At 62.1% G+C, this 26888-nt stretch carries 24 protein-coding genes; 10 read left to right on the top strand and 14 right to left on the bottom strand.

Annotated elements, in window-relative coordinates:
• Positions 1-159 precede the first annotated feature (159 nt).
• Genes lptD through ACB033_RS13910 form a run of 6 tightly spaced genes read left to right on the top strand, consistent with a single transcriptional unit; the run spans position 160 to position 6913 of the window.
• A complete protein-coding gene (lptD, locus tag ACB033_RS13935; RefSeq protein WP_139431520.1) occupies positions 160-2592 on the top strand; it encodes an LPS assembly protein LptD in 2433 nt (810 codons plus the stop codon).
• Between the two features lie 30 nt (positions 2593-2622).
• On the top strand, positions 2623-3921 hold the full coding sequence (gene surA, locus ACB033_RS13930) for a peptidylprolyl isomerase SurA (protein WP_005304159.1): 1299 nt from the start codon (positions 2623-2625) through the stop codon (positions 3919-3921).
• On the top strand, positions 3921-4916 hold the full coding sequence (gene pdxA, locus ACB033_RS13925; protein ID WP_139725175.1) for a 4-hydroxythreonine-4-phosphate dehydrogenase PdxA: 996 nt from the start codon (positions 3921-3923) through the stop codon (positions 4914-4916). The genes surA and pdxA overlap by 1 nt, the downstream gene beginning before the upstream one ends.
• Entirely contained in the window at positions 4906-5718 is an 813-nt protein-coding gene (rsmA, locus tag ACB033_RS13920) for a 16S rRNA (adenine(1518)-N(6)/adenine(1519)-N(6))-dimethyltransferase RsmA (protein WP_005304162.1), read from the top strand. The genes pdxA and rsmA overlap by 11 nt, the downstream gene beginning before the upstream one ends.
• 4 nt (positions 5719-5722) lie before the next feature.
• Positions 5723-6085, top strand: coding sequence for a Co2+/Mg2+ efflux protein ApaG (gene apaG / locus ACB033_RS13915; RefSeq protein WP_005304166.1), 363 nt, complete (start codon positions 5723-5725; stop codon positions 6083-6085).
• A gap of 6 nt (positions 6086-6091) precedes the next feature.
• A complete protein-coding gene (locus ACB033_RS13910) occupies positions 6092-6913 on the top strand; it encodes a symmetrical bis(5'-nucleosyl)-tetraphosphatase (protein WP_123245421.1) in 822 nt (273 codons plus the stop codon).
• Between the two features lie 148 nt (positions 6914-7061).
• On the opposite strand, the gene ACB033_RS13905 is transcribed toward ACB033_RS13910, so the two are convergent.
• Together ACB033_RS13905 and ACB033_RS13900 are read right to left on the bottom strand one after the other, a co-directional pair.
• The gene (locus ACB033_RS13905) at positions 7062-7562 is read right to left on the bottom strand and encodes a 2TM domain-containing protein (RefSeq protein WP_017763864.1); all 501 of its coding nucleotides are present in this window, start codon (positions 7560-7562) and stop codon (positions 7062-7064) included.
• A 233-nt stretch (positions 7563-7795) separates the two neighbouring features.
• Positions 7796-8785: a luciferase-like monooxygenase gene (locus ACB033_RS13900; RefSeq protein ID WP_005304175.1), complete on the bottom strand. Its 990-nt coding sequence runs from the start codon at positions 8783-8785 to the stop codon at positions 7796-7798.
• Positions 8786-8940: 155 nt separating this feature from the next.
• Between ACB033_RS13900 and ACB033_RS13895 the strand changes: the two genes are divergently transcribed.
• The 3 genes from ACB033_RS13895 to ACB033_RS13885 all read left to right on the top strand — a co-directional run bounded on the left by ACB033_RS13895 (position 8941) and on the right by ACB033_RS13885 (position 12836).
• Positions 8941-11913, top strand: coding sequence for an HD domain-containing phosphohydrolase (locus tag ACB033_RS13895; protein ID WP_139431523.1), 2973 nt, complete (start codon positions 8941-8943; stop codon positions 11911-11913).
• Between the two features lie 133 nt (positions 11914-12046).
• Positions 12047-12397: a hypothetical protein gene (locus ACB033_RS13890; RefSeq protein WP_005304182.1), complete on the top strand. Its 351-nt coding sequence runs from the start codon at positions 12047-12049 to the stop codon at positions 12395-12397.
• 85 nt (positions 12398-12482) lie between these two features.
• Positions 12483-12836 (top strand): hypothetical protein, encoded by a 354-nt coding sequence (locus tag ACB033_RS13885; protein WP_005304185.1) that lies wholly within the window; start codon positions 12483-12485, stop codon positions 12834-12836.
• Between the two features lie 42 nt (positions 12837-12878).
• On the opposite strand, the gene ACB033_RS13880 is transcribed toward ACB033_RS13885, so the two are convergent.
• The 5 genes from ACB033_RS13880 to rplU form a co-directional block, all read right to left on the bottom strand.
• On the bottom strand, positions 12879-14573 hold the full coding sequence (locus ACB033_RS13880) for an AMP-binding protein (protein ID WP_017784329.1): 1695 nt from the start codon (positions 14571-14573) through the stop codon (positions 12879-12881).
• A 169-nt stretch (positions 14574-14742) separates the two neighbouring features.
• A complete protein-coding gene (locus tag ACB033_RS13875; protein WP_005304191.1) occupies positions 14743-16113 on the bottom strand; it encodes a YjiH family protein in 1371 nt (456 codons plus the stop codon).
• A 393-nt stretch (positions 16114-16506) separates the two neighbouring features.
• Complete coding sequence (gene cgtA / locus ACB033_RS13870; RefSeq protein ID WP_017763857.1) at positions 16507-17709, bottom strand: Obg family GTPase CgtA; 1203 nt, start codon at positions 17707-17709, stop codon at positions 16507-16509.
• Between the two features lie 188 nt (positions 17710-17897).
• A complete protein-coding gene (gene rpmA / locus ACB033_RS13865; protein ID WP_005304202.1) occupies positions 17898-18155 on the bottom strand; it encodes a 50S ribosomal protein L27 in 258 nt (85 codons plus the stop codon).
• A gap of 17 nt (positions 18156-18172) precedes the next feature.
• A complete protein-coding gene (gene rplU, locus ACB033_RS13860; RefSeq protein ID WP_005304210.1) occupies positions 18173-18484 on the bottom strand; it encodes a 50S ribosomal protein L21 in 312 nt (103 codons plus the stop codon).
• Between the two features lie 242 nt (positions 18485-18726).
• On the opposite strand from rplU, the gene ispB reads away from it, so the two are divergent.
• Positions 18727-19698 (top strand): octaprenyl diphosphate synthase, encoded by a 972-nt coding sequence (gene ispB, locus ACB033_RS13855; protein WP_010634945.1) that lies wholly within the window; start codon positions 18727-18729, stop codon positions 19696-19698.
• A gap of 87 nt (positions 19699-19785) precedes the next feature.
• Here ispB and ACB033_RS13850 read toward each other — a convergent pair whose 3' ends face one another.
• From ACB033_RS13850 to mutL, 7 genes are all read right to left on the bottom strand, one after another.
• Positions 19786-19974, bottom strand: coding sequence for a DUF2065 family protein (locus ACB033_RS13850; RefSeq protein ID WP_139725174.1), 189 nt, complete (start codon positions 19972-19974; stop codon positions 19786-19788).
• A gap of 128 nt (positions 19975-20102) precedes the next feature.
• Positions 20103-20987, bottom strand: a complete 885-nt coding sequence (gene hflC / locus ACB033_RS13845) for a protease modulator HflC (protein ID WP_005304220.1) — start codon at positions 20985-20987, stop codon at positions 20103-20105.
• A gap of 3 nt (positions 20988-20990) precedes the next feature.
• The gene (gene hflK / locus ACB033_RS13840; protein ID WP_005304223.1) at positions 20991-22142 is read right to left on the bottom strand and encodes an FtsH protease activity modulator HflK; all 1152 of its coding nucleotides are present in this window, start codon (positions 22140-22142) and stop codon (positions 20991-20993) included.
• Between the two features lie 91 nt (positions 22143-22233).
• A complete protein-coding gene (gene hflX, locus ACB033_RS13835; protein ID WP_005304225.1) occupies positions 22234-23520 on the bottom strand; it encodes a ribosome rescue GTPase HflX in 1287 nt (428 codons plus the stop codon).
• 63 nt (positions 23521-23583) lie between these two features.
• Positions 23584-23847, bottom strand: a complete 264-nt coding sequence (gene hfq, locus ACB033_RS13830; RefSeq protein ID WP_005304228.1) for an RNA chaperone Hfq — start codon at positions 23845-23847, stop codon at positions 23584-23586.
• Between the two features lie 70 nt (positions 23848-23917).
• Positions 23918-24835 carry a tRNA (adenosine(37)-N6)-dimethylallyltransferase MiaA gene (gene miaA / locus ACB033_RS13825; protein ID WP_095593354.1) on the bottom strand — a complete coding sequence of 306 codons (918 nt, stop codon included), beginning with the start codon at positions 24833-24835 and terminating at the stop codon, positions 23918-23920.
• 93 nt (positions 24836-24928) lie between these two features.
• On the bottom strand, positions 24929-26806 hold the full coding sequence (mutL, locus tag ACB033_RS13820; protein WP_139725173.1) for a DNA mismatch repair endonuclease MutL: 1878 nt from the start codon (positions 26804-26806) through the stop codon (positions 24929-24931).
• Positions 26807-26888: the final 82 nt, after the last annotated feature.

Genomic DNA, 26888 nt, shown 5'->3' with positions numbered 1-26888 from the left:
TTGGAAAGCAGCACTTGGCTGTTAGCCCTGGCCGCAATAATGCTTTATCATTGCCGGCTAACATAAAGCAATGACATGCAATGTCAACTCGATGAATCCTGTCGTAAAATGCATGTCTTGAATCAGCCGTAGCTACCACGGATTGCGCGAGTCTTTCACATGACAAAACGGACACTGGGATACTCCTATCCCATCGCCCTGACCATCAGCCTTGTTCCTGCCCTGACCCCTGCCATCGTGCAGGCAGCGCCGCTGACGCCGCCTCCCGCCACCGGGATCCTGGACGGGCTCTGCTATGACTATGTCCCCAAGATTGAAAAACTGGCGCCCGGCACCGACGCCAATGCCCAGCCCGTGGAGGTGGATGCCGATCGCCTCGAAGCCAAGCAGGGCGGCACCGCCGTCTATCAGGGCGACGTCAAGGTGCGCCAGGGCGTGCGCAAGTTCGATTCCGACTACGCCGAGCTCGATCAGAAGAGCCGGGACGTCATCGCCATCGGCAACATCTATTACAACGACGGCCAGATCACGGTCACCAGCGACAAGACCCTGAAATCCAACCTGGATACCAAGAATTCCGAGCTGGAAGAGGGCAAGTATCAGGTGCATGGCTCGCCGGTGCGCGGCTCTGCCGACCGGGTCACCATGACCAACAACAACCAGAACATCACCCTGGAAGGGGCCCAGTACACCACCTGCCCACCGGGCCAGGAAGTGTGGACCCTGAAGGCGGGCAGCATCGACATCGATCAGACCGAGGTGTTCGGGGAAGCCTGGAACGCCAGCCTCTGGCTCTACGACTATCCGGTGTTCTACTTCCCGTACATCAACTTCCCCATCAAGGATGAGCGCAAGACGGGCCTGCTCTACCCGGGTTACACCCAGAGCTCCAAGAACGGCATGGACATCACCCAGCCGTTCTACTGGAACATAGCCCCCAACTACGATGCCACCATCACCTCCCGCTTCATGGACAGACGGGGCCTGATGGAGCAGGTGCAGTTCCGCTACATGCCGGATCCGGCCCACGTAGGCAGCCTCTATTTCGAGAACCTGGCCAACGACAAGCAGTACGACGAGACCCCGAGCCTCAACCAGGCCATGTCCGACGGGCACCGCTACCTGTTGAATGCCCGTCACACCTCCATGTTCATGGACAACGCCATGCGGGTATCAGTGGACTACACCAAGGTGCGGGATCGGGATTACAACTACTTCAACGACTTCTCTCCCAAGGTGGGTACCCAGGTCGAGAACCAGTTGCAGCAGTCCCTGATGGCCGGTTACTTCCAGCCCAACTGGAACATCAACACCGAGGTGCGTACCTACCAGATCCTGCTGGCCAGCGCCCAGCAGCCCCACGAGCTGATGCCGCGCATCGACCACAACTACTACCAGCAGGGCAGCTGGTACGATCTGGCCTGGAACACCGAGATCACCAAGTTCGGCTACAACAATGCCCAGGCCATCGCCCAGAACCAGGGCGGCGCCTATACCGGCACCCGGGTCTACACGGCCCCGACCCTGACCATGCCGCTGATCAACGAGGCAGGCTACTACCTCGACAGCCAGTACAAGCTGATGTACACCCGCTACGATCAGGAAGTGCCGGACAACATGAGCCAGACCTTTGTCAGCCGCTTCACCCCTGCAGGCGCCAACGGGGTTACGCTGGACGAAGGGATCATCACCCGCACCCTGCCCTCGTTCCGCCTCAAGGGCGGCATGACCTTCGAACGCAACCAGAACTGGTTCGGCGGCGATGCCAACCAGACCCTGGAGCCGGAGTTCCAGTACCTCTATGTGCCCTACAAGGATCAGGACAACATAGGGGTCTATGACTCCACCACCATGCGCCAGGACTACTACAGCCTGTTCAGCGACCGCCGCTACGCCGGCCTGGATCGCATCAGCGACTCCAACAGGATCTCCATCGGCCTCACCAGCCGGGTATATGATGAGGTCGGCGATGAACGAATTCGGCTGGCCGTTGCCCAAGCTTTCGATTTCGTTGCGCCCAGGGTCAAGCTCTATCCCAGCGAGACCCTGACCACCAACACCCGCTCCCCGCTCTCCTTCGAGGGGGATGCCAAGATCAACGAGCAGTGGTTTGCCCATGCCGGCGCGCAATATGATATGGACCAGAGCCGGCTCAGCTCCGCCAACAGCGCCCTCGAGTATCGCCACGAGAAGCTGATCAGCCAGTTGAACCACCGTTTCGTGCGCGACGCCAACTACGATCTCGAAAACCGGGGACAGGTCACCGACCTCAACCAGATCGGCCTGCTGTTGACCACGCCGCTCAACGATCAGTGGCACCTGTACGGGGGTTACTACCAGGAGCTCAACCAGAGCGTGAAGTCTGATCGCAAGGTGGGCCTGAAGTACGACTCCTGCTGCTGGAGCATCAACTTCAACCTGGAGTGGGTCAACACTCCGGACAACGTGACCCTGCGTCCGACTTCGGAGCGCAGCCTGGGCATTCAGTTTGAAATGAAAGGATTGGGTAGCGTGGGTACCGGCACCAAGGGCACCTCCCTTGACACCGAAGCACTGCCTTACATTCGTCCGTTTAACCTGCGAGACCAATAAGCGGTCTGGCAAACGCCTTGAGAGATGGATATGAAGAAGACGTTGATTTCCCTGCTGACTGCAGGCCTGTTCGGAGCCATGAGCCAGGGTGCCTTCGCCGCCCCCGAGCTGATGGACAAGGTGCTTGCCGTGGTCAACAAGGACGTGGTGCTGGCCAGCCAGCAGGAGGCCCTGGTCCAGAAGGTCAAGATCTCCGCCCAGGAAAACGGCCAGTCCCTGCCCGATGACGCTACCCTGCGCAAACAGGCGCTGGACCGCCTGATCCAGGAGAGCCTGCAGTTGCAGCTGGCCGAGCGCCAGGGCCTCAAGATCAGCGATACCCAGTTGGAGCAAGCGATCCAGAGCATCGCCGCCGACAACAAGATGACTCTGGATCAGCTGCGTGCCCAGCTGGATCGCGAGGGACTGACCTATGCCCAGTATCGGGAAGAGGTGCGCCGCGAGATCCTGATGAACGAGGTGCGCCGCAACCAGGTGCGCCGCCGCATCAACATCTCCGAGCAGGAGGTGAAGCAGGTGGTGGATATCCTGGCCAAGCAGGGTCAGCAGCAACAGCAGTACCATGTCGGCCACATCCAGGTTGCCCTGCCGGACAACCCGAGCGCCGAGCAGCTCAACGCCGCCAAGAGCAAGATTGAACGCATCCTGGCCGCCCTCAAGCAGGGCGCCGACTTCCGCAAGATGGCCATTGCCGAGAGCAGCGGACCCAAGGCGCTGGAAGGGGGTGACTGGGGCTGGATGAGCCCGCAAGAGATGCCGACCCTAATGGCCGAAGCGGTGCAGGGTGCCAAGAAGGGCGACATCGTCGGCCCGCTGCGCTCCGGTGCCGGCCTGCACATCATCAAGGTGTTCGACAGCAAGGGCCAGCAGCAGGTGGTGCAGACCGAAGTGCGCGCCCGCCACATCCTGATCAAGCCCTCCATCATCCTGAGCGAAGAGAAAGCCAAGGGGATGCTGGACGGCATCCTGCACGACATCAAGAGCGGCAAGGCGAGCTTCGCCAGCTTGGCGGAGAAGTACTCCGAGGATCCGGGCTCCGCGGTGCAGGGTGGCGAACTGGGCTGGTCCGATCCCAACGTCTACGTGCCCGAGTTCCGCGACATGGTCAACCGCCTGCAACCAGGCCAGATCAGCGAACCCTTCCGCACTACCCACGGCTGGCACATCGTCCAGCTGGAAGAGCGCCGCAGCCAGGATGCCACCACCAAGGCCCAGGAGCAGCGCGCCTATCAGCTGATCTACAACCGCCGCTTCACCGAAGAGTCCCAGGCCTGGCTGGACGAGCTGCGTGACGAGGCCTACATCCAGATCGAAGGCGCCGGCAGCTGATGACCTGTCGTCGCCTCGCCATTACCCCGGGTGAACCGGCCGGGATCGGCCCGGATCTGGTGCTGCAGATAGCCCAGCAGGACTGGCCGCACCAGCTGGTGGTGATCGCCGATCCGGCGCTGCTGCGCGAACGGGCCGCCCTGCTGGAGCTGCCCGTCGAGCTGCTGCCCTATGATGCCGGTCAGCCGGCACAACCGCAGCGGGCGGGCACCCTCACCGTCTGTCCGATTCCCCTCGGCGCCACCGTGATACCGGGCAAGCTGGACGAGGGCAATGGCGCCTACGTGCTGGCCACCCTGCAACGCGCCTGCGACGGCAACATGAGCGGCGAATTTGCCGCCGTGGTGACCGGGCCGGTGCACAAGGGGATCATCAACCAGGCTGGCGTCTCGTTCAGCGGTCACACCGAGTTCTTCGCCCAGCAATCCAACACCGCCGACGTGGTGATGCTGCTGGCGACCGAAGGGCTGCGGGTCGCGCTGGCGACCACCCACATTCCGCTGGCCTATGTGGCGATGGCCATCACCGAGGATCGCCTCGGCAAGGTGATCCGTATCCTGGATGCGGATCTCAAAGCCAAGTTCGGCATCGCCAAGCCCCGCATTTACGTCTGCGGCCTCAACCCCCACGCCGGGGAAGGCGGCCACCTCGGCCGTGAAGAGATTGACGTGATCGAACCCGCCCTGGCCGGCCTGCGCCAGGAGGGGATCGATCTGGTCGGCCCGCTGCCGGCCGATACCCTGTTCCAGGAGAAATACCTCAAGGATGCGGATGCGGTACTCGCCATGTACCACGACCAGGGGCTGCCCGTGCTCAAATACAAGGGCTTCGGCAGTTCGGTCAATATCACCCTTGGACTCCCTTTCATCCGCACTTCGGTGGATCACGGCACCGCACTGGACCTGGCAGGCAAGGGCCTGGCCGACTCCGGCAGCCTGATCACCGCGATCAACCACGCCATCAAGATGGTAGAGAAAAAAAGATATGAGCAGTAAGGTGCACATGGGCCACACGGCCCGTAAGCGTTTCGGTCAGAACTTCTTGCACGATCGCTACGTGATCGACCAGATCGTGGCCGCCATCAATCCACAGCCGGGTCAGAACCTGGTGGAGATAGGCCCGGGTCTGGCCGCGCTGACCGAGCCGGTCGCCGCCCAGATGGACAAGATGACCGTGGTCGAGCTGGACCGGGATCTGGCGGCGCGCCTGCGCGAGCACCCGACCCTGAAGGATAAACTCACCGTCATCGAAGCCGATGCCATGCGTTTTGACTTCAGCACCCTGATGGGGGAAGGCAAGGGGCCGCTGCGCATCTTCGGCAACCTGCCCTACAACATCTCCACCCCGCTCATCTTCCACCTGTGCGAGTTCGCCGATCGGGTAGAAGACATGCACTTCATGCTGCAAAAGGAAGTGGTACTGCGTCTGGCCGCCGGCCCAGGCAGCAAGGCCTATGGCCGGCTGAGCGTGATGACCCAGTACTACTGCCAGGTAGTGCCTGTGCTGGAAGTGGGCCCTGGCGCCTTCAAGCCGGCGCCCAAGGTGGATTCTGCCGTGGTCCGTCTGATCCCGCACAAGAACCCGACCATAGTCGCGAAAGACATTCGTTGCCTGAACCGGGTCTGCACCGAGGGCTTCGGCCAGCGTCGCAAGACCATTCGCAACAGCTTCTCCAACTTCATCACGGACGCCCAGCTGACCGAACTTGGCATCGATGGCAACCTGCGCCCGGAGAACCTCTCCCTCGAGCAGTTCGTCATGATCGCCAACTGGCTGGCGGATCAGCCAAAGGCCTGATCCCGTGGCAACCCCGCACATCCTGGTCCGCCCATACCCCTCGTATGTGGCGGACAGCAAAGACCCTTACCAGTTCCACTATCTCATCGAGATCGAGAACCTGGGGCCCGGCCCGGCGCAACTGCTGCGCCGGCGCTGGCTCATCACAGATGCCAATGGCAAGATGCTGGAAGTCGAAGGCCCCGGCGTGGTCGGCGAGCAGCCGGTCATCGCCCCCGGCGAGACCTTCCGCTATCAGAGCGGCGTGCCGCTGGCCACCCCGCTCGGCGTGATGGAAGGGAGTTATACCCTGCAAGACGAGTCGGGGCAGCAATTCGAGGTGCCCATCGCACCCTTTACGCTGGCCGTCCCCCACATTATCAACTGAGGTTTCATGGCGAACTGTTTTGTTGGCGATATCCAGGGCTGTTACGACGACTTGCGCCGTCTGCTGGATCTAGCCGAGTTCGATCCCGCTAACGACGTACTCTGGCTGTGCGGCGATCTGGTCGCCCGCGGCCCGGACTCCCTCAACACCCTGCGCTTCGTCAAAGGGCTGGGCAACCGTGCCGTCACCGTGCTCGGCAACCACGACCTGCACCTGCTGGCGGTCGCCGATGGGGTCGCCCCACTCAAGAAGAAAGACAGACTGCAGGAGCTGATGGAGGCACCGGATCGGGACGAGCTGCTGGAGTGGCTGCGCCACCGCCCGCTGCTGGCGGAGCACCCCGACCTGCCCATCATGATGGTGCATGCCGGCATCTCCCCGGCGTGGGACGCCCGCACCGCCCGCAACTGTGCCCGCGAGGTGGAGAGCCTGCTGCGCGGTGATCAGTACCAGTGGCTGCTGCACAACATGTATGGCGATCAGCCCGATGGCTGGCAGGACGATCTGGTCGGGATCGAGCGCTACCGCTACATCATCAACACCTTCACCCGAATGCGCTTCTGCTATTTCGACGGCCGGCTCGACTTCAAATGCAAGAAGGGCCCCACCGAGTCGACCCCGGGCCTGCGTCCCTGGTTCGAGCAGCGCGAACACCATGTGGACGACCCCATTCTGGTGTTCGGCCACTGGGCGGCCCTGATGGGCAACACCGGCAAGCAGGATATCAAGGCGCTCGACACCGGCTGCGTCTGGGGCAACAGCCTCACCCTGTGGCGTTATGAAGATGATGCCCTGATCGCGACCCCCTGCCCTACCTACGCCAAGTGACGATAAGCGGCTGAACCTGAGCAACCCTGTGGTGCCATGAAGATGATGCCCTGATCGTCACTCACTGTCCCGCCAACGCCAAGTAGGCTGCAGACAATAAAACAGGCCCGGTATTGCCGGGCCCGTTTTTTATGGTGCACTGCTCACCCTAGAGCTTGCGTCCCAGTCGTTTCTCGATCTGCTGTCGCTCCCACTCGGGGCCGAACAGCTTGAAGGGCTGGAACAGGTTGATGGCATGGGAGATCAATCCCAGCCCCCAGCCCAGTGCCGGCCACCAGGCCCAGATATAGCCCGGGTTGCTCAGATAGTTGATGACAAACAGCCCGCATATTACCAGCAGGTAGCTGGCGATGTGGTAATAGAAGCCCTTGAGCCCCTCCACATAACGCATGGCGGCCCGCTCCTCTACCGATACCCGGATCTGATCCCGTTCCATCGTGTCACTCCCTCTCATCTCATGCTCCTGTTGGCTTGTACCGTCAAGTTGCGCCACCTCGAGCTCAAAGACGGCGGCCAGGGCCTTGAGGGATTCCAGTCCGGGCTGCTGACCCTGCTCGATCCGCTGAATGGTGCGAACGCTCAGGCCGGTAAAGGCGGCCAACTGCTCCTGTGACCAGCCCCGCTGCAATCTCAACTTCCTGACGATCATCTCGAACTCCTTGTGGTTGATTGACGGGGCCAGCATAGGGGCCGGAGGGTGGCATGCGACACGACAGCGCCCTGACACCGACCTGACTTTCCTTTTAATTCAGTGCATTAGATAAAATAGAGAGGGCAGAAACCCCATCTTTCCTCCCCACAACGCCCCCTCTCGATGACCTGACAGCAGGGCGACAGAGGCACTTCTAGCAAGATAGCGCCCTGCTCTTCGGGGAGTCGAGCTTATAGAGCCTGCATCAGCTCAGCGGCAATTTCAAAGGAGCGCAGCCGCGCCTGATGATCGACGATGGGACCGTTGAACATCAGCTCGTCGGCCCGGGTTTCCGCCAGCAGCGCCTTGAGGCCGTGACGTACCTGATCCGGGTTGCCCACCAGTGAGCGGGCCAGGGTCTGCTCCATCGCCACCAGCTCGCGCTCGGACCACTCCTCGCTCAGTTCGACGACGGGCGCCGGCAACTTGCCCGCGTTGCCGCGATGCAGGCGCAGGAACTGCTGCTGCAGGGTAGTGAACTGGAAGCGCGCCTCCCGCTCGCTGTCGGCGGCGATCATGTTGATGCAGACCACCGCATGGGGCTTGGGCCAGCGGGCGGAGGGGCGATACTGGGCGCGGTAAATTTCCAGCGCCTGCAGCAGCATGGCGGGGGCGAAGTGGGAGGCAAAACCGAACGGCAGCCCCATGGCCGCCGCCAGCTGGGCGCTGTAGAGACTGGAGCCCAGCAGCCAGATGGGCAGATGCAGCCCCTGGCCCGGCACCGCCTGCACCGCGCCCACCTCGTCGCCAAAGTAGTCCATCAGCTCGCGCACATCCGCCGGGAAGTCATCCACCTCGCCGCTGCGCTGGCGTCTGAGCGCCCGCATGGTGCGCTGATCGGTGCCCGGCGCGCGGCCAAGGCCGAGATCGATGCGATCCGGATAGAGTGACGCCAGGGTGCCGAACTGCTCGGCAATGACCAGCGGCGAGTGGTTCGGCAGCATGATGCCGCCGGCGCCGATGCGCAGAGTATTGGTGCCGCCGGCCAGGTGGCCGATCAGCACAGAGGTAGCGGCGCTGGCGATGCCCGGCATGTTGTGGTGCTCGGCCAGCCAGTAGCGGTTGTAACCCCAGCGCTCGGCATGACGGGCCAGATCCAGCGAGCGGCGAAACGATTCGGCCGGCTGGGAGCCTTCGGCAACGGGCACCAGATCGAGCACGGAATAGGGGATGGCAGACATGGGTCACTCCATTGATTCACAGACCAGTAACAAGGGGGGCAATGTAGCACGGGATACCTGAATGAATCACCTGATCGGCCGGCAAAATTGACGGACACGGGTTCCGGGAGCACCAGCAGGGGGAGTTTCTCTCTGTCACATCCCGATCTCTCTGAATGGGTTATTGTGTTTATTGTCATCCTGCAGGCACACTGCAGGTTGATCGTCTCTGCAATCGCCCGTGTGACAAGGATGTGTCCATGACAACTGCCAGGCCAGGTCGTAAACCCTTCTATGTGCATATCGCCACCCTCTTCATCCTGTTGTTCACCCTGCTCGGCAGCGCCCTCATCGCCTTGCAGTTCCAGCAAGGGGCCCGCCAGGGGCTGGAGCACGAGCGACAGAACTTTCTGCAGTATCGCCAGCAGCTGGCCCTCGCCCTGCAACTGAACGAGCGGCCGGCCCGCATGTCGCTCAGCCTGCTGCGCAGCGGCCAGCTGGCGGCCATGACCAACCTGACCGACCGTCTGGCCTACCTGCCGCAACTGGCGGAGGTACTGGCCAACAGCCCCAGCTATGGGGCCGTCTATGCCGGCTACGAGGATGGCGACTTCTTTCTGGTGCGCAAACTGACCGAGCGGGCCAAAACCCAGCTGGGCGGCGTGCCGGCCACCAGCAGCCTGCTGGTGCAGAGCCTCAGTCAGGGCAAGGGAGAGTTTCTCTATTTCGATCAGCGCCTTAGCCTGCTCGAGCGGCGCCCCATGCCGAACTACCGCTACGATCCCCGCAGCCGCGACTGGTACAAGCAGGCCCGCTGGCGCGCGGGGATCGCCACCACCAACCCCTACCTCTTCTTCACCACCAAGGAGCCAGGCATGACGCTGGCGGTGGAGAGCGACGACAGACGCGCCGTGATCGGGCTCGACACCAGCGTCGAGGGGCTGTCGGCCCTGATCGGCAAGCTGCAGTTGCCTGCCCAGAGCCAGGTGATCCTGTTCGATGAGTACGCCACCCTGCTGGCCGCCGATCCCAGACACCTGCCCAGCTTCGAGCAGCTGAGCCAGCTGCCCATGCTGGCCAGCCTGCCCCACCCGGCCCTGGCGGACCTGCAACAACGGATCATCAGCCAGCCCACCCTGCTAAGCGACCCGGCCGAGCTCAACCTGACTGCCGCCGATGGTAGCGACTGGCTGGTCAACCTCTCCCCCCTCGGGAGCGACTCCCCCTTCCATATCGCCCTGCTGGTGTCGGCTGACCTGCTCTATCAGCAGGCCAGAGACGAGGCCCTGGTCAATCTTGGCTGGGCGCTGGCGGGCCTGCTGTTGCTGCTGCCGGTGATCTGGCTGGTCTCGCGGCGTACCGCCACCCCGCTGCTGGCGCTCACCAAGGAGGCGGAGCGGATCCAGCACTTCGATTTTGGCGAGAGCCGGGTCCCCGAGTCTTCCATCCGCGAGATCGACGATCTGGCCCATACCATGTCAGGCATGCGGCTGACCCTCGGCAACTTCATGAACATGGGGCGGGCGCTGGCGGCCGAACACCGCTTCGACTCCCTGCTCAGCCGCATCCTGCACGAAACCATCGCAGCGGTGCAGGCCGAAGGGGGTTGTCTCTACCTGGCTCAGGAGCAGGGGATGGTGGCGGTACAGGCGCTGTGGCGCAAAGCGCCGCTGCCGGCCGGGCAGATCCGCTGGCAACAGGCCCTGTTTGGCGAGCTGGTCCGGGGTGAGCGGCTCAGCCTCGCCATCGACCAGCAGGGCTGGCAGCAGCATCTGGCCGACTGGGGCCCCTTCCCCGGCCCCTGCCAACTGGTGGCCGAGCCCCTGCGCAACCATCGCCAGGAGCTGATCGGCTGCCTGCTGCTGATCCTGCCTGACTGCTCGGCCCGTGAACTGGCCTCGCGCATCAGTCTGATCGAGGCGCTGGCGGGCACCTCGGCCTCAGCCATCGAGAATCAGCGCCTGCTGGAGGAGCAGAAACAGCTGCTGGAGTCCTTCATCGAGCTGATGGCCGGCGCGATCGACGCCAAGAGCCCCTACACCGGCGGCCATTGCCAGCGGGTGCCGGAGCTGACCCGGATGCTGACCGAGGCCGCCTGCGCCCAGCAGCAGGGACCGTTCGCCGAGTTCCGGCTCAACGAGGAGGAGTGGGAGGCCATCCATATCGCCAGCTGGCTGCACGACTGCGGCAAGGTGACCACCCCCGAGTTCGTGGTGGACAAGGCCACCAAGCTGGAGACCCTGTACGACCGGATCCACGAGATCCGTACCCGCTTCGAGGTGCTCAAGCGCGACGGCTACATAGAGGCGCTGGCGGCCCGCCTGCCGGCGTCAGAGCGGGAAGCGGCCAGGGCGGCGGTGGCGCCGCTCTGGAGCACCCTGGACGAGGAGTTCACCTTCGTCGCCGAGTGCAACCTGGGCGGTGAATGGATGGCACCGGAGAAGCTGACCAGGCTGGATGCCATCGCCAGCCGCACCTGGCTGCGCACCCTGGACGATCGGCTCGGCATCAGCCGGGAGGAGCTCAAGTTGCGCCAGGGGGAGCCGGCCGCACCGCTGCCCTGCGTCGAACCCCTGCTGGCGGACAAGGCCGCCCACCTCATCCCCCGCCCCGTCCACGATCAGCTGGACGAGCGCAATCCCTGGGGCTTCAAGGTGCGGGTGCCCACTCACCTCTATAACCGCGGCGAGCGCTACAACCTCGCCATCGGCCGCGGCACCCTCACCGAGGAGGAGCGCTACAAGATCAACGAGCACATCATCCAGACCATTCGCATGCTCGAACGCCTCCCCTTCCCCCGCCATCTGCGCAGCGTGCCCGAGATTGCCGGCGGCCATCACGAGCGGATGGACGGCAAGGGCTACCCGCGCCAGCTGCTGGGCAGCCAGATGAGCATCCCCGCCCGCATCATGGCCATCGCCGACATCTTCGAGGCGCTGACCGCCAGCGATCGCCCCTACAAATCGGGCAAGACGGTCTCCCAGTCGCTGGCCATCATGCAGAGCATGGTGCGCGAGCAGCACATCGATCCCGCCCTGTTTGCCCTGTTCGTCAGCAGCGGCATCTGGCGCGATTACGCCGGGAGATTCCTCGCCCCCGAACAGCTGGATCAGGTGGATGAAAACGCCCTGCTGGCCGAGCTGGCCTAGGGCCGGGTCATATTTTCTTACATTTGCGGACTGGCCTGAACGCCCCCGGCTGGTTATAACGGTGCCCCTATAGCGAAGGGGGAGCAATAGACTCCCCCTCACTCTTTGTCACACCACACTGTTCAGGTTATCTATGTCAAAACATCTCATCATGCTGGGCGCGCTGACGCTCTCCGGCTGCTCCCTGTTGTCTCCCCCCGCCCCCACCGTCACCCCGGTGCACCTGGCCGATGCCAGTCAGCGCGGCTTCTACATCGAGTGCAGCAGCATGACGGCCTGCTTCCAGCAGGCCAACCAGACCTGCCCGCAGGGCTACCAGGAGACGGATCGCCGTCAGCAGACCCTCTACAGCACCCAGTACACGGCAGGCAGCTATGACGACGAGAAGAAGGTCTACAAGGCTGGCAAACCCTATCGCATGGCCAACACGGTGCACTCTCTGACCATCCAGTGTCCGGTCGATATGGGCATCACGCCGCGCTGATCCGCGCTTTGCGGCCGGCACGAGGCAGATGGCCCCGGTCGGCCGCGACCCACCCTTTTCTTGTTTCATCGAGCACTACTCTCTTATGTCACCCCGAATTTTCCTGCTGGGCAGCCTCTTGCTGTCCGGCTGCGCCCTGCTGCCGGCGCCCGCCACCGTCACCGAACTCGCTTCAGCCAATCCCGCACTGCAACGCTTCCAGATCGAGTGCGCCGCACTGGAGGAGTGCCAGCAGCAGGCGACGCTGAGCTGCCCGCTCGGCTATCAGGAGACCGATCGCCGCCAGCGCACCTTCACTTCCCATCAGATGAGCATGGGGGCCGCCGATCCGATGACGGGATTTCGCCCAAGCTTCCCCCAGAGCAGCACCTTCACCACCCATACCCTGCTGGTGCAGTGCCCCCGCAAGCCGGCACAGCCTCACCCGCTGGGACGCTGACAAAAAAGGGCCCGCAGGCCCTTTTTTCCGATGTCGCCACGCTCAGCGCATCGCCTCGGCGTGCTGGCGGGCCAGCTCGTCGCTCATCAGTTCCCGCATCCTGAATTTTTGCAGCTTGCCGGTTACCGTCATGGGGTACTCCTCCACGAAACGGATGTATCTGGGCACCTTGAAGTAGGCGATGCGGGCCGACAGGAACTGCTTCAGCTCCTCCTCGCTGGCCTCCTGGCGGGGCCTGAGCTTGACCCAGGCACACACTTCCTCGCCATAGCGCTCGCTGTCGACCCCGAACACGGCTGCATCCTGCACCGCTGGATGATCATAGAGCCGCTCCTCGATCTCGCGCGGGTAGATGTTCTCGCCACCGCGAATGATCAGCTCCTTGCTGCGTCCGACGATCCGCACATAGCCCTCTTCATCCATGATGCCGATGTCCCCCGAGTGCAGCCACCCTTCCTCATCTATGGTATCCGCCGTCTTGGCCGGATCCTGCCAGTACCCTTGCATCACCCCGTTGCTGCGACAGCAGATCTCGCCCCGCTCGCCGATGGCCACTATCTCTCCGCTGGGGTCGACCAGCTTGATCTCGGTGTGACCGATGGCGCGGCCGACCGTGGTGACCCGCTTGTCCAGCGGTGCATCGATGGCGGTCATGTGATTGATGGGACTGCACTCGGTCTGGCCGTAGGCGATGGTCACCTCGGTCATGTGCATCAGGGTCTGCACCTTGCGCATCAAGGGCTCGGGACAGATGGCACCGGCCATGATGCCGGTGCGCAGAGAGGAGAGATCGAACTGGTCAAACTCCGCCAGCTCCAGCTCGGCGATGAACATGGTCGGCACCCCGTGCAGGGCGGTGCAGCGCTCCTCGCTCACCATCCGCAGGGTGGCCGCCGGATCGAAGGCTTCGGCCGGAAACAGGGCGCAGGCCCCCACACTGATGCAGACCAGATTGCCGAGCACCATGCCGAAACAGTGGTAGAGCGGCACCGGGATGCAGAGCCGATCCTGCTCGCTGAACGCCATGCCTTGCGCCACCTGGCGGCCGTTGTTGAGGATGTTGCTGTGACTGAGGGTAGCCCCCTTGGGGTTGCCCGTGGTGCCCGAAGTGAACTGGATGTTGATGGCGTCATCGGGTTTGAGGGTGGCGGCCACTCGGGCCAGCCAGGCCGGATCTTGCCGGTCGCCCAGTGCCAGCACCTCGGGGAAGTTGAGCATGCCGGCGCTTTGCTCCTCCCCGAGCCGGATCACCATCTCCAGGCTTGGCAGCCGGGATGATGTCAGGCGGCCTGGCGGACAGCTCGCCAGCTCGGGGGCCAACTCGCCCAGCATGGCGAGGTAGTCGCAGCCCTTGAACGCGCTGGCGCAGATCAGGGCCCGACAGCCCACGTTGTTGATGGCAAAGGCGAGCTCGTAGCTGCGGTAGGCGGGGTTGATGCAGACCATGATGGCCCCGATGCGGGCCGTAGCGAATTGCACCAGGCACCACTCGATGTTGTTGGGCGACCAGATACCGACCCGATCCCCTGGCCGGATCCCGAGCGCCAGCAGGCCCAGCGCCAGCCGGTCTATCTGGGTCAGGTATTCCCGGTAGTTCCAGCGGATCTGCTGGTGGCGCACCACCACGGCGGGCCGCTCGGGGAAACGTTCCGCCACCTCTTGCAGGTAGGCGCCTATGGTCTGGTGAAGCAGCGGCTGATCGCAAGGACCGGCCCGGTAGCTGAGCAGTGAGGTCATGGGGTGACTCCTGGCCACATAGGTTGGAATTGCCTACTGCTCGGCTGGCGTGTTTTTTCAGCTTGTTACATTAATGTAAATTCGGGCCTCATAAAAGACTCACTTTGGTCTAATAGCGACCATAAAAAAACGGCCAACCGAAGTTGACCGTTTACAAACGCGGGGCAGATCAGAACAGCAGGTGCGCCACCCCGGCGATGACCGGCAGGGTGATCAGGGTGCGCAACAGGAAGATCACGAACAGCTCCCACAGCTTGACCGGGATCTTGCTGCCCAGCAGCAGGGCACCCACTTCCGACATGTAGATGAGCTGGGTGACCGACATGGCGGCGATCACGAAGCGGGTCATCTCGCTCTCGATGGTGGAGGCCAGCACCGCCGGGATGAACATGTCGGCGAAGCCCACCATGATGGTCTTGGAAGCGGCTTCCGCCTCCGGCAGTTGCAGCAGCTCCAGCAAGGGGACGAAGGGGGCCCCCAGCCAGTTGAAGATGGGGGTGTGCTCGGCCAGCATCAGGGCACAGGTACCCACCGCCATCACCACCGGCAGCACGCCAAACACCATGTCCAGGGCATTCTTCACCCCTTCCCGCGCCACGGCGCCGAGATCCGTCATGCTGTCGGCCTTGGTCAGGGCCCGCTCATAGCCATAGCTCAGCACGCTGTGCTGATGGGGGATCGCCTCCTGCTTGCGGCACAGGGGGGTACCGTCGCTGTAGACATCCTTCTTCCAGGAGAGCGGCGGCAGGCGCGGCACCACGATGGCGGCCACCACCCCGGCCAGGCAGACGGTCAGGTAGAAGGGCACGAACATGTGCTCCAGCTTCACCTGGGAGATCACCACCAGGCAGAAGGTGATGGAAACGGCAGAGAAGGTGGTGCCGATGACGGCGGCTTCCCGCTGGGTGTAGAACTTGCCTTCGTACTGTTTGCTGGTGAGCAGGATGCCGACGCTGCCATCCCCGAGCCAGGAGGCGAAGCAGTCCACCGCAGAGCGGCCCGGCAGGCGGAACACGGGGCGCATGATGCGGGTCATCATGGTGCCGACAAACTCCAGCAGACCAAAATCGAGCAGCAGCGGCAGCAGCAGGCCGGCGAAGATGAAGACGGAGAACAGCACCGGCAGCAGATCGTGCAGCACCAGACCACCGGTCGCACCGGAACGCAGCACCTCGGGACCGGCCTCGAAGAAGGTCAGCAGCACGAAGATACCGCCAAGCACCCGCACGCAGGCCCAGAAGGGAGAGACGTTGAACAGGCTGTTGAGGAAGGGGCGCTTCACCAGGATCGCCGGCTTGAACAACCAGGCGATCAGGGTCATCAGCATGGTGGTGGTGATGATGGCGCTGACCATGGCCACCAGATAGTCGGCAAACACCCTCTGTACCAGCTTCGCCAGTACGGCTACCGGGATGGTGACGTTGCCGTCATAGAGAACGGGGGTCATGAACAGCAGGATCCCGATGAGTGACGGGACCAGGAACATCAGCACGTTGCGACGGGTATTGAGCGCAGGTGCTTGCAGAGTCTTTTCCAGCATGGTTTACAGCCTTAATGTTACTTTTCCTTAGCCAGGCGAACCTGCATACCCATGCTCTCACCCGACAAAACGGGCGCAAGAATACTCCAAAAAAATGCACAAACAAGCTTTTAATGGATCATTTCAAGCATAAATATTTTTACAGGCAAACCTTCCATAAGAATGTACCCAAACAGATGCGCATATCAATTCATTACAAATGGTTAGCACATTGTTTCGTTAAGGTTACATTCAGGAGCGCAGTATAATCAGTTGCGGTTGGCAGGCAATAAGTGACATGAGAAATATATCTATATGGTGATCCAGTCGATCCCCATAAAAAAACCGGAGCCTGGCAAGGCTCCGGTTTTTCAGCGGCGGGTGGCTGCACTGTGCCCACCCGCAGGATGAGGGTCAGTCACGCACGTAGATGACTTCCACGCCATCATCGTCTTCGTCGTCCCAGTCATCGTCGTCCAGCGACTCGTCAAACGCCTTGGAGGCAGCCAGCGCATCCGCTTCGGCCTTGGCCAGCTGGTTCTTGTGGTAGTCGTCCCACTTGAACTCCACCTTCTCGATGGCTTCCTTGGCATCTTCCGCCAGCTGACGGGGCATGGTATCCAGCAGATCCAGGATGTCGTAGCAGACCTTCTTGGTCCCTTCCTTGCTAATGGCGGTGATGGCGTAAACCGGCCCTTCGTGGTTCAGGGCAGCCTTCACGCGCTCCATCACTTCACCTGCCTCTTCTTCTAGGATCAGGTCCATCTTGTTGAACACCAGCCAGCGTGGCTTGCTCGCGAGCTCCGGGCTGTACTTCTCCAGCTCACGGACGATGGTCACGGCATTCTCGGCCGGATCGGAACCATCCACCGGGCAGATATCCACCAGATGGACCAGCACGCGGCAGCGCTCGAGGTGCTTGAGGAAGCGGATACCGAGGCCGGCGCCTTCGGCAGCACCCTCAATCAGACCCGGAATGTCGGCAATGACGAAGGAGCGGGAGTTCTCGCCACGCACCACCCCCAGGTTAGGCACCAGCGTGGTGAAGGGGTAGTCGGCCACTTTCGGGCGGGCCGCAGAGACGGCGCGGATGAAGGTGGACTTGCCGGCGTTGGGCAGGCCCAGCATGCCGACGTCAGCCAGCAGCAGCAGCTCCAGCTTCAGGGTACGTACTTCACCCGGGGTGCCGTTGCTCTTCTGGCGCGGCGCACGGTTGACCGAGCTCTTGAAGCGGGTGTTGCCAAGACCGTGGAAGCCGCCCTTAGCAACCAGCAGCTTCTGCTCATGGTGGGTCAGATCCCCCAGCAGTTCGCCGGTATCTTCATCGGTCGCACGGGTACCGACCGGCACGCGCAGGATCTTGTCCTTGCCGCGACGACCGGTACAGTTGGCGCTCTGGCCATTCTCGCCACGCTCGGCGGCGTGGAAACGCTCGAAACGGTAGTCGATCAGGGTGTTCAGGTTTTCATCGGCAACCAGATACACGTCGCCACCGTCACCGCCGTCACCGCCGTCCGGGCCGCCGTTCGGAATGTATTTCTCCCGGCGAAAGCTCACACAACCGTTACCACCGTCACCGGCATCGACTCGAATCTGGACTTCATCAACAAACTTCATAGGTAACCGTCACCTTAATTCGAAAAACCGATACGCCATTATAGTGGTACAGACCCCTGCGGGCGATACGCATCTTGCCAGTCGCCCCTTCAGAGCCAGGGTCGGCTGCGTGCCGTTTTTTCGTCAACTACATCAGAAAAACAAAAGCCCCGCCTGTTGGCGGGGCTTCGGATCCTTGCGGTCCGTAATTACTCAGCAACGATGCTTACGTACTTACGGTTCAGCGGACCTTTGACTTCGAACTGCACCTTGCCGTTCGCGGTAGCGAACAGGGTGTGGTCCTTGCCCAGACCAACGTTCTCACCAGCGTGGAACTTGGTGCCGCGCTGACGAACGATGATGCTGCCAGCCAGAACTGTTTCGCCGCCGAAACGCTTCACGCCCAGGCGTTTAGCTTCTGAATCGCGGCCGTTGCGGGATGAACCGCCAGCTTTTTTGTGTGCCATCTATCGTACTCCTCTAATTAAGCGCTGATGCCAGTGATTTTGACTTCAGTGAACCACTGACGGTGGCCCGCTTGCTTACGGTGGTGCTTACGACGACGGAACTTGACGATAGTCACTTTCTCGCCACGGCCGTGAGCCACAACTTCAGCTACAACCTTGCCACCTTCAACGAAAGGAGCACCTACTTTAAAAGTGTCGCCTGCAGCAACCATCAGCACTTCGTTGAAGTCGATGGTAGCGCCAGTCTCAACGTTCAGCTTTTCCAGACGAACGATTTGACCTTCGGCCACACGGTGTTGTTTTCCGCCGCTTTGGAATACCGCGTACATTTGATTAACTCCGTAAAGGCGTGTCTTTTGCTCAAGGCCAGACACGCGCAAAAACCTATAACAATGGGCGGGCATTCTACGCAAATCGATTTGCTCAGGCAAGGCCAATTTAGCAAAAAGTTTATTTTGTGCGCATATCTGCCGCCGTGAATAAACGCTTAACTGTAACCCATTGTGAAATCGTGTAGAATCCCCGCCATTGCTAAAATCGCAGTCATCACTGCCGTCACGTTACGAGACTTATGGACCAACAGACTATCCGTGCGCTCTGTGCCGCCGACATGACGGCGGTCAATGAACTGATCCTGGCGCGACTCCAGTCCGATGTCAGCCTGATCAACCAGCTGGGTTTCTATATTGTCAGTGCAGGCGGGAAACGGATGCGCCCCATGCTGACCGTCATGGCCGCCCGCGCACTGGGATATGAGGGTGAGGATCACCTGAAACTGGCTGCCATCATCGAATTCATTCACACCTCCACCCTGCTGCACGACGACGTGGTCGACGAATCCGACCTGCGCCGCGGCCGGGAGACCGCCAACGCCATGTTTGGCAACGCCGCCAGCGTCCTGGTGGGTGACTACCTCTACAGCCGCTCCTTCCAGATGATGAGCGAGCTCTCCAACCTGCGGGTGATGGAGATCCTCTCCGAGGCCACCAACACCATCGCCGAAGGGGAGGTGCTGCAGCTGATGAACTGCAACGACCCGGATACCACCGAAGAGAGCTACATGACGGTCATCTACTGCAAGACCGCCAAACTGTTCGAAGCCGCCACCCGTCTCGCAGCCGTGCTGACCCATCAGCCCGCCCCCATCGAGCAGGCGATGACCGACTACGGCAAGTATCTGGGCACCGCCTTCCAGATCATCGACGACGTGATGGACTACTGCTCCCAGAGCGACGAGATGGGCAAGAACGTGGGCGACGATCTGGCCGAAGGCAAGCCGACCCTGCCGCTGTTGCGTGCCATGGAAGTGGGTAGCCCGGAAGAGCGCCAGCTGGTGCGCGATGCCATCGAGCACCGCAACGGCATGGAGCACCTCGACCGGATCCTGGCCATCCTCGACCGTACCGGCGCGCTGGAGTACTCCCGCATGCGGGCCCGGGAGGAGGCCGACAAGGCCATCGCGGCCCTCGCCATCCTGCCGGACTCCCGGCACAAGCAGGCGCTGGAAACCCTGGCCCACATGGCGGTACAACGCAGCGCCTGATGCCAGCCGGTAGACAATAAAAAAGAGGCCAGAGGGCCTCTTTTTTATTGTCCGCACTCACTGTACCACTGTCGTTTCAACCAGGAGCTAGCGGGCCAGCGCCCACAAGATAACGGCCCCGGCCACCACCAGACAGCCGCCGATACGGCGCAACTGCTTGGCCGGCTGATCGCTCAGCAGCCGCAACATCTGCTGCCAGGTGCGCGGCATCAAGAGCGGCCCCAGCCCTTCGAACAGCAGCAGCAAGCCCAGCCCCATCAGGATGGATGTCAGCATACAACCTCCTTTCTCGCCTGAATGCGCCCCAACTACAAGCGCCTCACACACAGCCCCCCGCTGCCAGCCAATAGCCGGCAAACAAAAGGGCCTGAATCATCAGGCCCTTGGGTCAAATCACGACGTGCTTACTGCTTGCTGCCGTGCGGCGACTTGAGGTAACGGAAGAATTCGCTGTCCGGCTTGAGGACCATCAGGTCGTTGCCACCGGCGAAGCTCTTGCGATAGGCCTCCATGCTGCGCACGAAGCTGAAAAACTCGGGGTCTTTCTTGTAGCTGTCGGCATAGATCTTGGCGGCCTCGGCATCCCCTTCACCACGCAGCTGACGAGCATTACTCTCGGCATCGGCGATCATGACGGTCACCTTGCGGTCGATGTCGGCGCGCAGGATCTCGGCCTGCTCGCGGCCCTGGGAGCGATGCTCACGGGCTACCGCGGTCCGCTCGGCACGCATCCGCTGATAGATGGAGCTGGAGACTTCCACCGGCAGGTTGATCTGCTTGATGCGCACATCCACCACCTTGATGCCGAGCTCGGAGGAGCGCGCCATCTTCATCAGGGCATCTTCCATTACGGTACTGCGCTCGCCAGAGACGATGTCCTTGATGGTGCGATTACCAATTTCGGAACGCAGACCGTTGTTGATCTTGCGCTTGAGCAGGTCTTCGGCCTGGATCTTGTTGCCACCGCCGGTCGCCAGGTAGTACTTGGAGAAGTCCTCGATCTTCCACTTCACGTAGGAGTCGATGATGAGGTCCTTCTTCTCGGAGGTGACGAAGCGATCTGCCTGCCCTTCCAGGGTCTGGATGCGGGCATCCATCTTGCGAACCTGGTCGATGAGCGGCACCTTGAAGTGCAGGCCCGGCTCGTACAGACGCGGCTCGCCGGATTCAACCCGCTTCACCTTGCCGAACTGCACCACGATTCCCTTCTGACCTTCATCGACGATGAAGACCGAAGAGAAGCAGACCATGGCGGCCACAGCGATGACACCAATAGCTAGCTTTTTCATCTATCAGTTTCTCCCTGAGCTGAAACGGTCGCCGCTGCGCAGCGGGGTCGGCGTGGAGTTGGCCCCTTCGTTGGACGGCGGGGTTTGTTCTACCACCGGCGCACCTGCCGGACGAGCCGGTTGCACCGCGTTGGCCTTGCCGGAGAGCTTGTCGAGCGGCAGGTAGATCATGCTGTTGTTGCCAGCCGGCATGTCGACCACCACCTTGTTGGCCTGCTGATAGAGCTCTTCCATGGTCTCCAGGTAGATACGATCACGGGTCAGCTCGGGCGCAGCCTGATACTGGGGCAGCAGCTCGTTGAAGCGAGCGACTTCACCCTTGGCCTTCAGCACGATCTGGGACTTGTAGGCCTCAGCCTCCTGCTCCAGACGCTTGACCTGGCCGCGGGCCTTCGGCTCCACTTCACGGGCATAGGCTTCGGCTTCACGAATGAAGCGCTGTTCATCTTCCTGAGCGGAGATGGCGTCATCGAACGCATCCTTCACCTCTTCCGGCGGACGCGCCGGCAGGAAGTTGACGTCGACGATCTGCAGACCCATGTGATAGGGCTCGATGATGCTGTCGATCACCTGCCAGGTCTCCTGACGCACCTTCTCACGGCCCGTGGTCAGCACGTCGTCCATCCGGGTATGACCCACCACGTAGCGCAGGGCGCTGTCGGTCGCCTGGCTCAGACTCTCGTCAGCGTTGGTGACGCTGAACAGGTACTGCTCGGGATCGACCACGCGATACTGCACGTCCATCTCGACCCGCACCACGTTCTCGTCCTGGGTCAGCATGAAGCCGGAGGCCGGCAGGGAGCGGACCGACTCCACGTCCACCGGGATCACCCGGTCGATGAAGGTCGGTTTCCAGCGCAGGCCCGGATCCACGTTGTGGGAGTACTCGCCAAAGCGCAGCACCACGCCACGTTCGGCTTCGCGAATGGTATAGAAGCCGCTGACGACCCACACCACTACCGCCACTACCAGCGCGATGGAGAGGCCGAACTTGCCGACGTCACCACCACCCGATTTGCCGCCACCCAGCAGACCACCAAAACGGCGGCTCACCTTGCGCAGCATCTCGTCCAGATCAGGGGGTCCCTGATTCTTGCCGTTGTTCCCCCAGGGGTCACGGTCTTTGCCGTTATTACCAGGCTCATTCCAAGCCATCAGCGTCTCCATTAATACATGCGGATGGATATCATCTCTATCGGGCCATCAACCGTTGATGAAGCTAGCAAACATTCATCTCATCGACGAATCAATGCCTGATAAAGCGTTGTAAACTCTCACCTTCTTGCTTCACGAGGCGGTTCCAGTCAGCCAGTTGCAGGCGGACTTCCAACACAAAATCCCCCTCCTCGCTGAAACCTTCCTGCTCGATGCCCTTGAGGCGATAGAGCGCACTGCGCAATCTGGCGGCCGAAGGGGGCAACTGCAGGGTGTGGTGCACCATGGAGCCGGCCAGCAGCTCGGTCAGGGCAACAAACAGATCGTCACACCCCTCGCCGGTCTGGGCAGACAGCCAGACCCGCACCGGGCGCCCCTCTTCGTCCCGCTCCAGCCCGACCGGGTGTTCACCCAGCTTGTCGATCTTGTTGCAGATCATCAGCTGGGGCCGGTCATCGGCTTCGATCTCGGCCAGCACCTGCTGCACCGATTCGATATTCTCCTGCATCTGCTCGTCGGCACAGTCCACCACGTGCAGCAGCAGATCCGCTTCGCGGGTCTCCTGCAGCGTCGCCTTGAAGGCCGCGACCAGATCATGGGGCAAGTGTCGAATAAATCCAACTGTATCCGCCAGAATCACATCACCCACATCCCGGATCACCAATTTGCGCAGGGTCGGATCCAGGGTTGCGAACAATTGGTCGGCAGCATACACGCTGGCAGCTGTAAGTTGGTTGAACAAAGTGGACTTTCCGGCGTTGGTGTAACCCACCAGAGAAACGGTCGGCACCTCGTTGCGGTTGCGGGCACGACGTCCCTGTTCCCGCTGCTTGGCCACCTTGTCGAGCCGGCGCAAAATCGCCTTGATGCGTTCACGCAACAGGCGGCGGTCGGTTTCCAGCTGGGTTTCACCCGGACCGCGCAGGCCGATCCCCCCCTTCTGACGTTCAAGGTGGGTCCAGCCTCGCACCAGGCGAGTAGAGAGATGGCGCAACTGGGCCAGTTCGACCTGCAACTTGCCTTCGTGAGTACGGGCACGCTGAGCGAAGATATCGAGGATCAGGCCGGTCCTGTCCACTACCCGGCACTGGAACAGACGCTCCAGGTTACGCTCCTGGGCAGGGGTCAGGGCATGGTTGAAGATGACGACGTCGGCGTCCAGCATCTGGACCTGGGACGCGATCTCTTCAGCCTTGCCGCTGCCGACAAAAAATTTGGCGCTGGGCGCACTGCGGCTGGTGGTGATCACCCCCAGCGCATTGACCCCGGCCGAGCTCACCAGCATCTTGAGCTCTTCCAGATCCTCCCGCTCACCCTCATCACTGAAGTTGACATGTACCAGAACGGCCTGTTCGCCGGCTTCATAACGGTCAAACAAGCGCTTGCTCCTTGACAGGAATCATGATGAATCTGGGTTGACGAGTCGCCTCGTCCCGGGATATCACGCCTCGGCTTCACCCTGCTCTTCGCCAGCCGCGCCCTGGGCGTGCTGGTGATGGTTGACGGCACGGGCCGGCACCACGGTGGAGATGGCGTGCTTGTAGACCATCTGGCTCACGGTGTTCTTCAGCAAAATGACAAACTGGTCAAACGATTCGATCTGACCCTGCAGCTTGATGCCGTTCACCAAATAGATAGAAACAGGAATCCGCTCACGGCGCAGCGCATTCAAAAACGGGTCTTGGAGAGATTGCCCCTTAGCCATCTTCTTTTCCTTATAGTTTGTTGTTTTTAAACACCGGATATCAATATAACAACCTGATTATACAGGAGTGTCAAGCCACTCCGGCACGGGCGACGACCCTTGCCAGATTGCCAGACTCACCAGATTCCAACCAGGTCACATCAGACCAACCGCGCAACCAGGTCATTTGACGCTTGGCCAACTGGCGGGTGGCAACAATTCCGCGATAGCGCATCTCATCATACTCCACTTCCCCCGCCAGGTAGTCCCACATTTGGCGGTATCCCACGCAGCGGATGGAGGGAAGATCCGGGGTGAGATCGCCCCGTTGGTAGAGGCCCCTGACCTCCTGTTCAAAGCCACCCTGCAGCATCTTGTCAAAGCGCAGCTCGATGCGCTGGTGCAGCACGGCGCGATCGCTCGGTGCGATGGCAAACTGCAGTACCCGGTAGGGCAGCCCCTCCCCCTGCACCTGGGTCAGCTCGGTGAGCGTCTTGCCGCTGATGCGGTAGACCTCGAGCGCCCGGCTGAGCCGTTGCGGGTCATTGGGATGGATACGGGCCCCGGCCACCGGGTCGATGCGCACCAGCTCATCGTGCAGCGCCTGCCAGCCAAGGCGGGAGGCTTCCTCCTCGATGCCGGCCCGAATGGCGGGGTCGGCGGAGGGCAACGGAGAGAGTCCCTCCAGCAGCGCCTTGAAATAGAGCATGGTGCCGCCCACCAGCAGCGGAATGCGGCCGCGCTCGGCAATCTCTTTCATCTCCCGCAGCGCATCACGGCAAAAATCGGCCGCCGAATAGCTCATGGCGGGATCCAGGATGTCGATCAGCCGGTGCGGCGCCTGCGCCAGTTCGGCCGGCGTAGGCTTGGCGGTGCCGATATCCATGCCGCGATAGATGAGCGCGGAATCCACGCTGATGATGTCGCAGGGCAGTGCCTGGCACAGTTCGATGGCGAGATCCGTCTTGCCGGAGGCCGTCGGCCCCATCAGAAAAATTGCAGTCGGCAAGTCAGCCACGTGAAAAACTCCCCTTGCATGGTCGCCCCCCCTTGGTGGCGCACCTGCAAAAAACTGGTTTATGGATTCAAGAGGGCATTTCCCTCAATGGCCATCGGCGAACTCGGCCAGCACGCTGGCCAGTGACAGCGGGCGCACCATGCGAACGTCTGCCAGTTGGTCACTGAAATCGGCAACAAGTTCCGTCAGCAAGCGGTTGGCCGTGGCAAAATCATATACTTTTTCGCGACTTATCCCCTGCTCCACCAGCCATTGGCATAGTACTTCAGCCTGCTGGCCAGCATCACTGTCAGATCCGCTCTCGATCAGTTGCAGCAATTCGGGTAATAAGCGCACCAGATCGGTCTGGCGCAGCAGCGCCGGCACCCGAGTCAGGATCATGGTGTCGCGCCCGCCGCTTTTCAACTCCAGCCCCATCCGTTTGAGCAAACGCTCCTGCGTTTCCACCAGTGCGACCAGGTTTTTCGGCAGCTTGAAGGAGACCGGCAGCAGCAGCGGCTGGGCCGCCAGCCCCTGGCCCCAGGTTTCCAGCAGCCAGTGGCGCAGCAGCAGGCGCTCGGCCCGCACCAGCGACAGCAGGGCCAGCCGGTTGTCTCGCTCCAGCAGCAGATAGGCCTGCTCCACCAGGGTCAAGGCCCGCCACGCCCCCGCCTTGGCGGCCACGGCGGCGGCAGCAGGCGCGGTTTCAGCCTCTGCCAGCGGCGTGTCCTGCACCGTCGGCAGGGTGGTGAGCAGGGCTCCCATGCCGCGCATCGCCTCCCGGCTCGGGGGCTCGGGCGGCTGGTAGTTGCCGGGTCGCCCGGCGCCACTTCCTTCCCGCACTTCCCGGGCCGGGGCCCGGTAGTTGTGCTCGGCACCATACCACTCGGCTCTGGGCGCCTGGCCCGGATACTCGATGGGGGCACTGACCGGCAGCTCGACCAGGGTCTCGGCCAGAGGCTGGTCGCTCTCGTCGCTTGCCGCCCCTGGCTGGCGCAGGGCGGTAAAGAGCGCCTGGAAGATGAAGTCGTGAATGAGGCGCGCCTGATGAAAACGCACCTCGTGCTTGGCCGGATGGACGTTGACGTCCACCTGACGCGGATCCAGCTCGATGTAGAGCACGTAGGCCGCGAACCGGTCGGTCGGCAGCAGTTCGTCATAGGCCTGGCGAATGGCGTGGTTGATGAGCTTGTCGCGCATCATGCGGCCGTTGACATAGGTGTATTGCAGATCGTTTTGCGGTCTGGCGCCGGCGGGCGTGGCCAGCCAGCCCCACAGCCGCACGTCGCTGTGCTCGCTCTCCACCGCCAGCGCGTGGTGCATGAAGGGAGAGCCGCACACCGCGGCGAGCCGGCGCTCCTGCTCCGCCACCGTGTTGGCGGCCTTGTACTGGCGCACCACCTTGCCGTTGTGGCGCAGGATCAGGGTGACGTCGAAGCGGGAGAGCGCGATGCGGCGCACCAGCTCGTCGATGTGGGCAAACTCGGTCTTTTCGCTGCGCATGAACTTGCGCCGGGCCGGGGTGTTGAAGAAGAGGTCCACCACCTCCACAGTCGTGCCCACCGGGTGGGCCGCCGGCTTGACGGTGACGCTCATCTCGCGCCCTTCGGCCTGGGCCTGCCAGGCTTCGGACTGCTCCGCCGTGCGGGAGGTAAAGGTGAGCCGGGAGACCGAACTGATGGAGGCGAGCGCCTCGCCGCGAAAGCCCAGGCTGTTGATCCCTTCCAGATCGTCGAGGGTCGCCACCTTGGAGGTGGCGTGGCGCGACAGCGCCAGCACCAGCTCATCCTTGGCGACGCCACCGCCATTGTCGCGAATGCGAATGAGCTTGGCACCACCCTTGTCGATGTCGATCTCGACCCGGTCGGCCCCTGCATCCAGGCTGTTTTCCACCAGCTCCTTGACCACGGAGGAGGGCCGCTCCACCACCTCACCGGCAGCAATCTGGTTGGCCAGAATCGGCGGCAATATACGAATTGGCATCGCTTACTCCTGCTGGTTGAACGGAATGGCTGTGGCAACCGCCCCGACTGGGAGCCACGCCGCCGTATCACAGCCCGCGCTC

It is taken from the genome of Aeromonas sp. S15(2024) (genome assembly GCF_041402265.1).
Classification (GTDB): Bacteria; Pseudomonadota; Gammaproteobacteria; order Enterobacterales; family Aeromonadaceae; genus Aeromonas; species Aeromonas dhakensis.
The sequence above is the reverse complement of the archived record's forward strand: the minus strand, read 5'-3'. Positions and strand labels throughout refer to the sequence as shown.

Bases quoted from the DNA above. Each gene is read 5' to 3' on its own strand.
- lptD (WP_139431520.1), top strand. From the start codon at position 160: ATGACAAAACGGACACTGGGATACTCCTATCCCATCGCCCTGACCATC.
- ACB033_RS13885 (WP_005304185.1), top strand. From the start codon at position 12,483: ATGTCACCCCGAATTTTCCTGCTGGGCAGCCTCTTGCTGTCCGGCTGC.
- ACB033_RS13905 (WP_017763864.1), bottom strand. From the start codon at position 7,562: ATGATCGTCAGGAAGTTGAGATTGCAGCGGGGCTGGTCACAGGAGCAG.
- hflC (WP_005304220.1), bottom strand. From the start codon at position 20,987: ATGAAAAAGCTAGCTATTGGTGTCATCGCTGTGGCCGCCATGGTCTGC.
- rsmA (WP_005304162.1), top strand. From the start codon at position 4,906: ATGAGCAGTAAGGTGCACATGGGCCACACGGCCCGTAAGCGTTTCGGT.
- ACB033_RS13880 (WP_017784329.1), bottom strand. From the start codon at position 14,573: ATGACCTCACTGCTCAGCTACCGGGCCGGTCCTTGCGATCAGCCGCTG.
- ACB033_RS13890 (WP_005304182.1), top strand. From the start codon at position 12,047: ATGTCAAAACATCTCATCATGCTGGGCGCGCTGACGCTCTCCGGCTGC.
- mutL (WP_139725173.1), bottom strand. From the start codon at position 26,806: ATGCCAATTCGTATATTGCCGCCGATTCTGGCCAACCAGATTGCTGCC.
- surA (WP_005304159.1), top strand. From the start codon at position 2,623: ATGAAGAAGACGTTGATTTCCCTGCTGACTGCAGGCCTGTTCGGAGCC.
- hflK (WP_005304223.1), bottom strand. From the start codon at position 22,142: ATGGCTTGGAATGAGCCTGGTAATAACGGCAAAGACCGTGACCCCTGG.
- ACB033_RS13850 (WP_139725174.1), bottom strand. From the start codon at position 19,974: ATGCTGACATCCATCCTGATGGGGCTGGGCTTGCTGCTGCTGTTCGAA.
- ACB033_RS13895 (WP_139431523.1), top strand. From the start codon at position 8,941: ATGGGTTATTGTGTTTATTGTCATCCTGCAGGCACACTGCAGGTTGAT.
- rplU (WP_005304210.1), bottom strand. From the start codon at position 18,484: ATGTACGCGGTATTCCAAAGCGGCGGAAAACAACACCGTGTGGCCGAA.
- ispB (WP_010634945.1), top strand. From the start codon at position 18,727: ATGGACCAACAGACTATCCGTGCGCTCTGTGCCGCCGACATGACGGCG.
- pdxA (WP_139725175.1), top strand. From the start codon at position 3,921: ATGACCTGTCGTCGCCTCGCCATTACCCCGGGTGAACCGGCCGGGATC.
- cgtA (WP_017763857.1), bottom strand. From the start codon at position 17,709: ATGAAGTTTGTTGATGAAGTCCAGATTCGAGTCGATGCCGGTGACGGT.
- ACB033_RS13875 (WP_005304191.1), bottom strand. From the start codon at position 16,113: ATGCTGGAAAAGACTCTGCAAGCACCTGCGCTCAATACCCGTCGCAAC.
- hfq (WP_005304228.1), bottom strand. From the start codon at position 23,847: ATGGCTAAGGGGCAATCTCTCCAAGACCCGTTTTTGAATGCGCTGCGC.
- ACB033_RS13900 (WP_005304175.1), bottom strand. From the start codon at position 8,785: ATGTCTGCCATCCCCTATTCCGTGCTCGATCTGGTGCCCGTTGCCGAA.
- ACB033_RS13910 (WP_123245421.1), top strand. From the start codon at position 6,092: ATGGCGAACTGTTTTGTTGGCGATATCCAGGGCTGTTACGACGACTTG.
- rpmA (WP_005304202.1), bottom strand. From the start codon at position 18,155: ATGGCACACAAAAAAGCTGGCGGTTCATCCCGCAACGGCCGCGATTCA.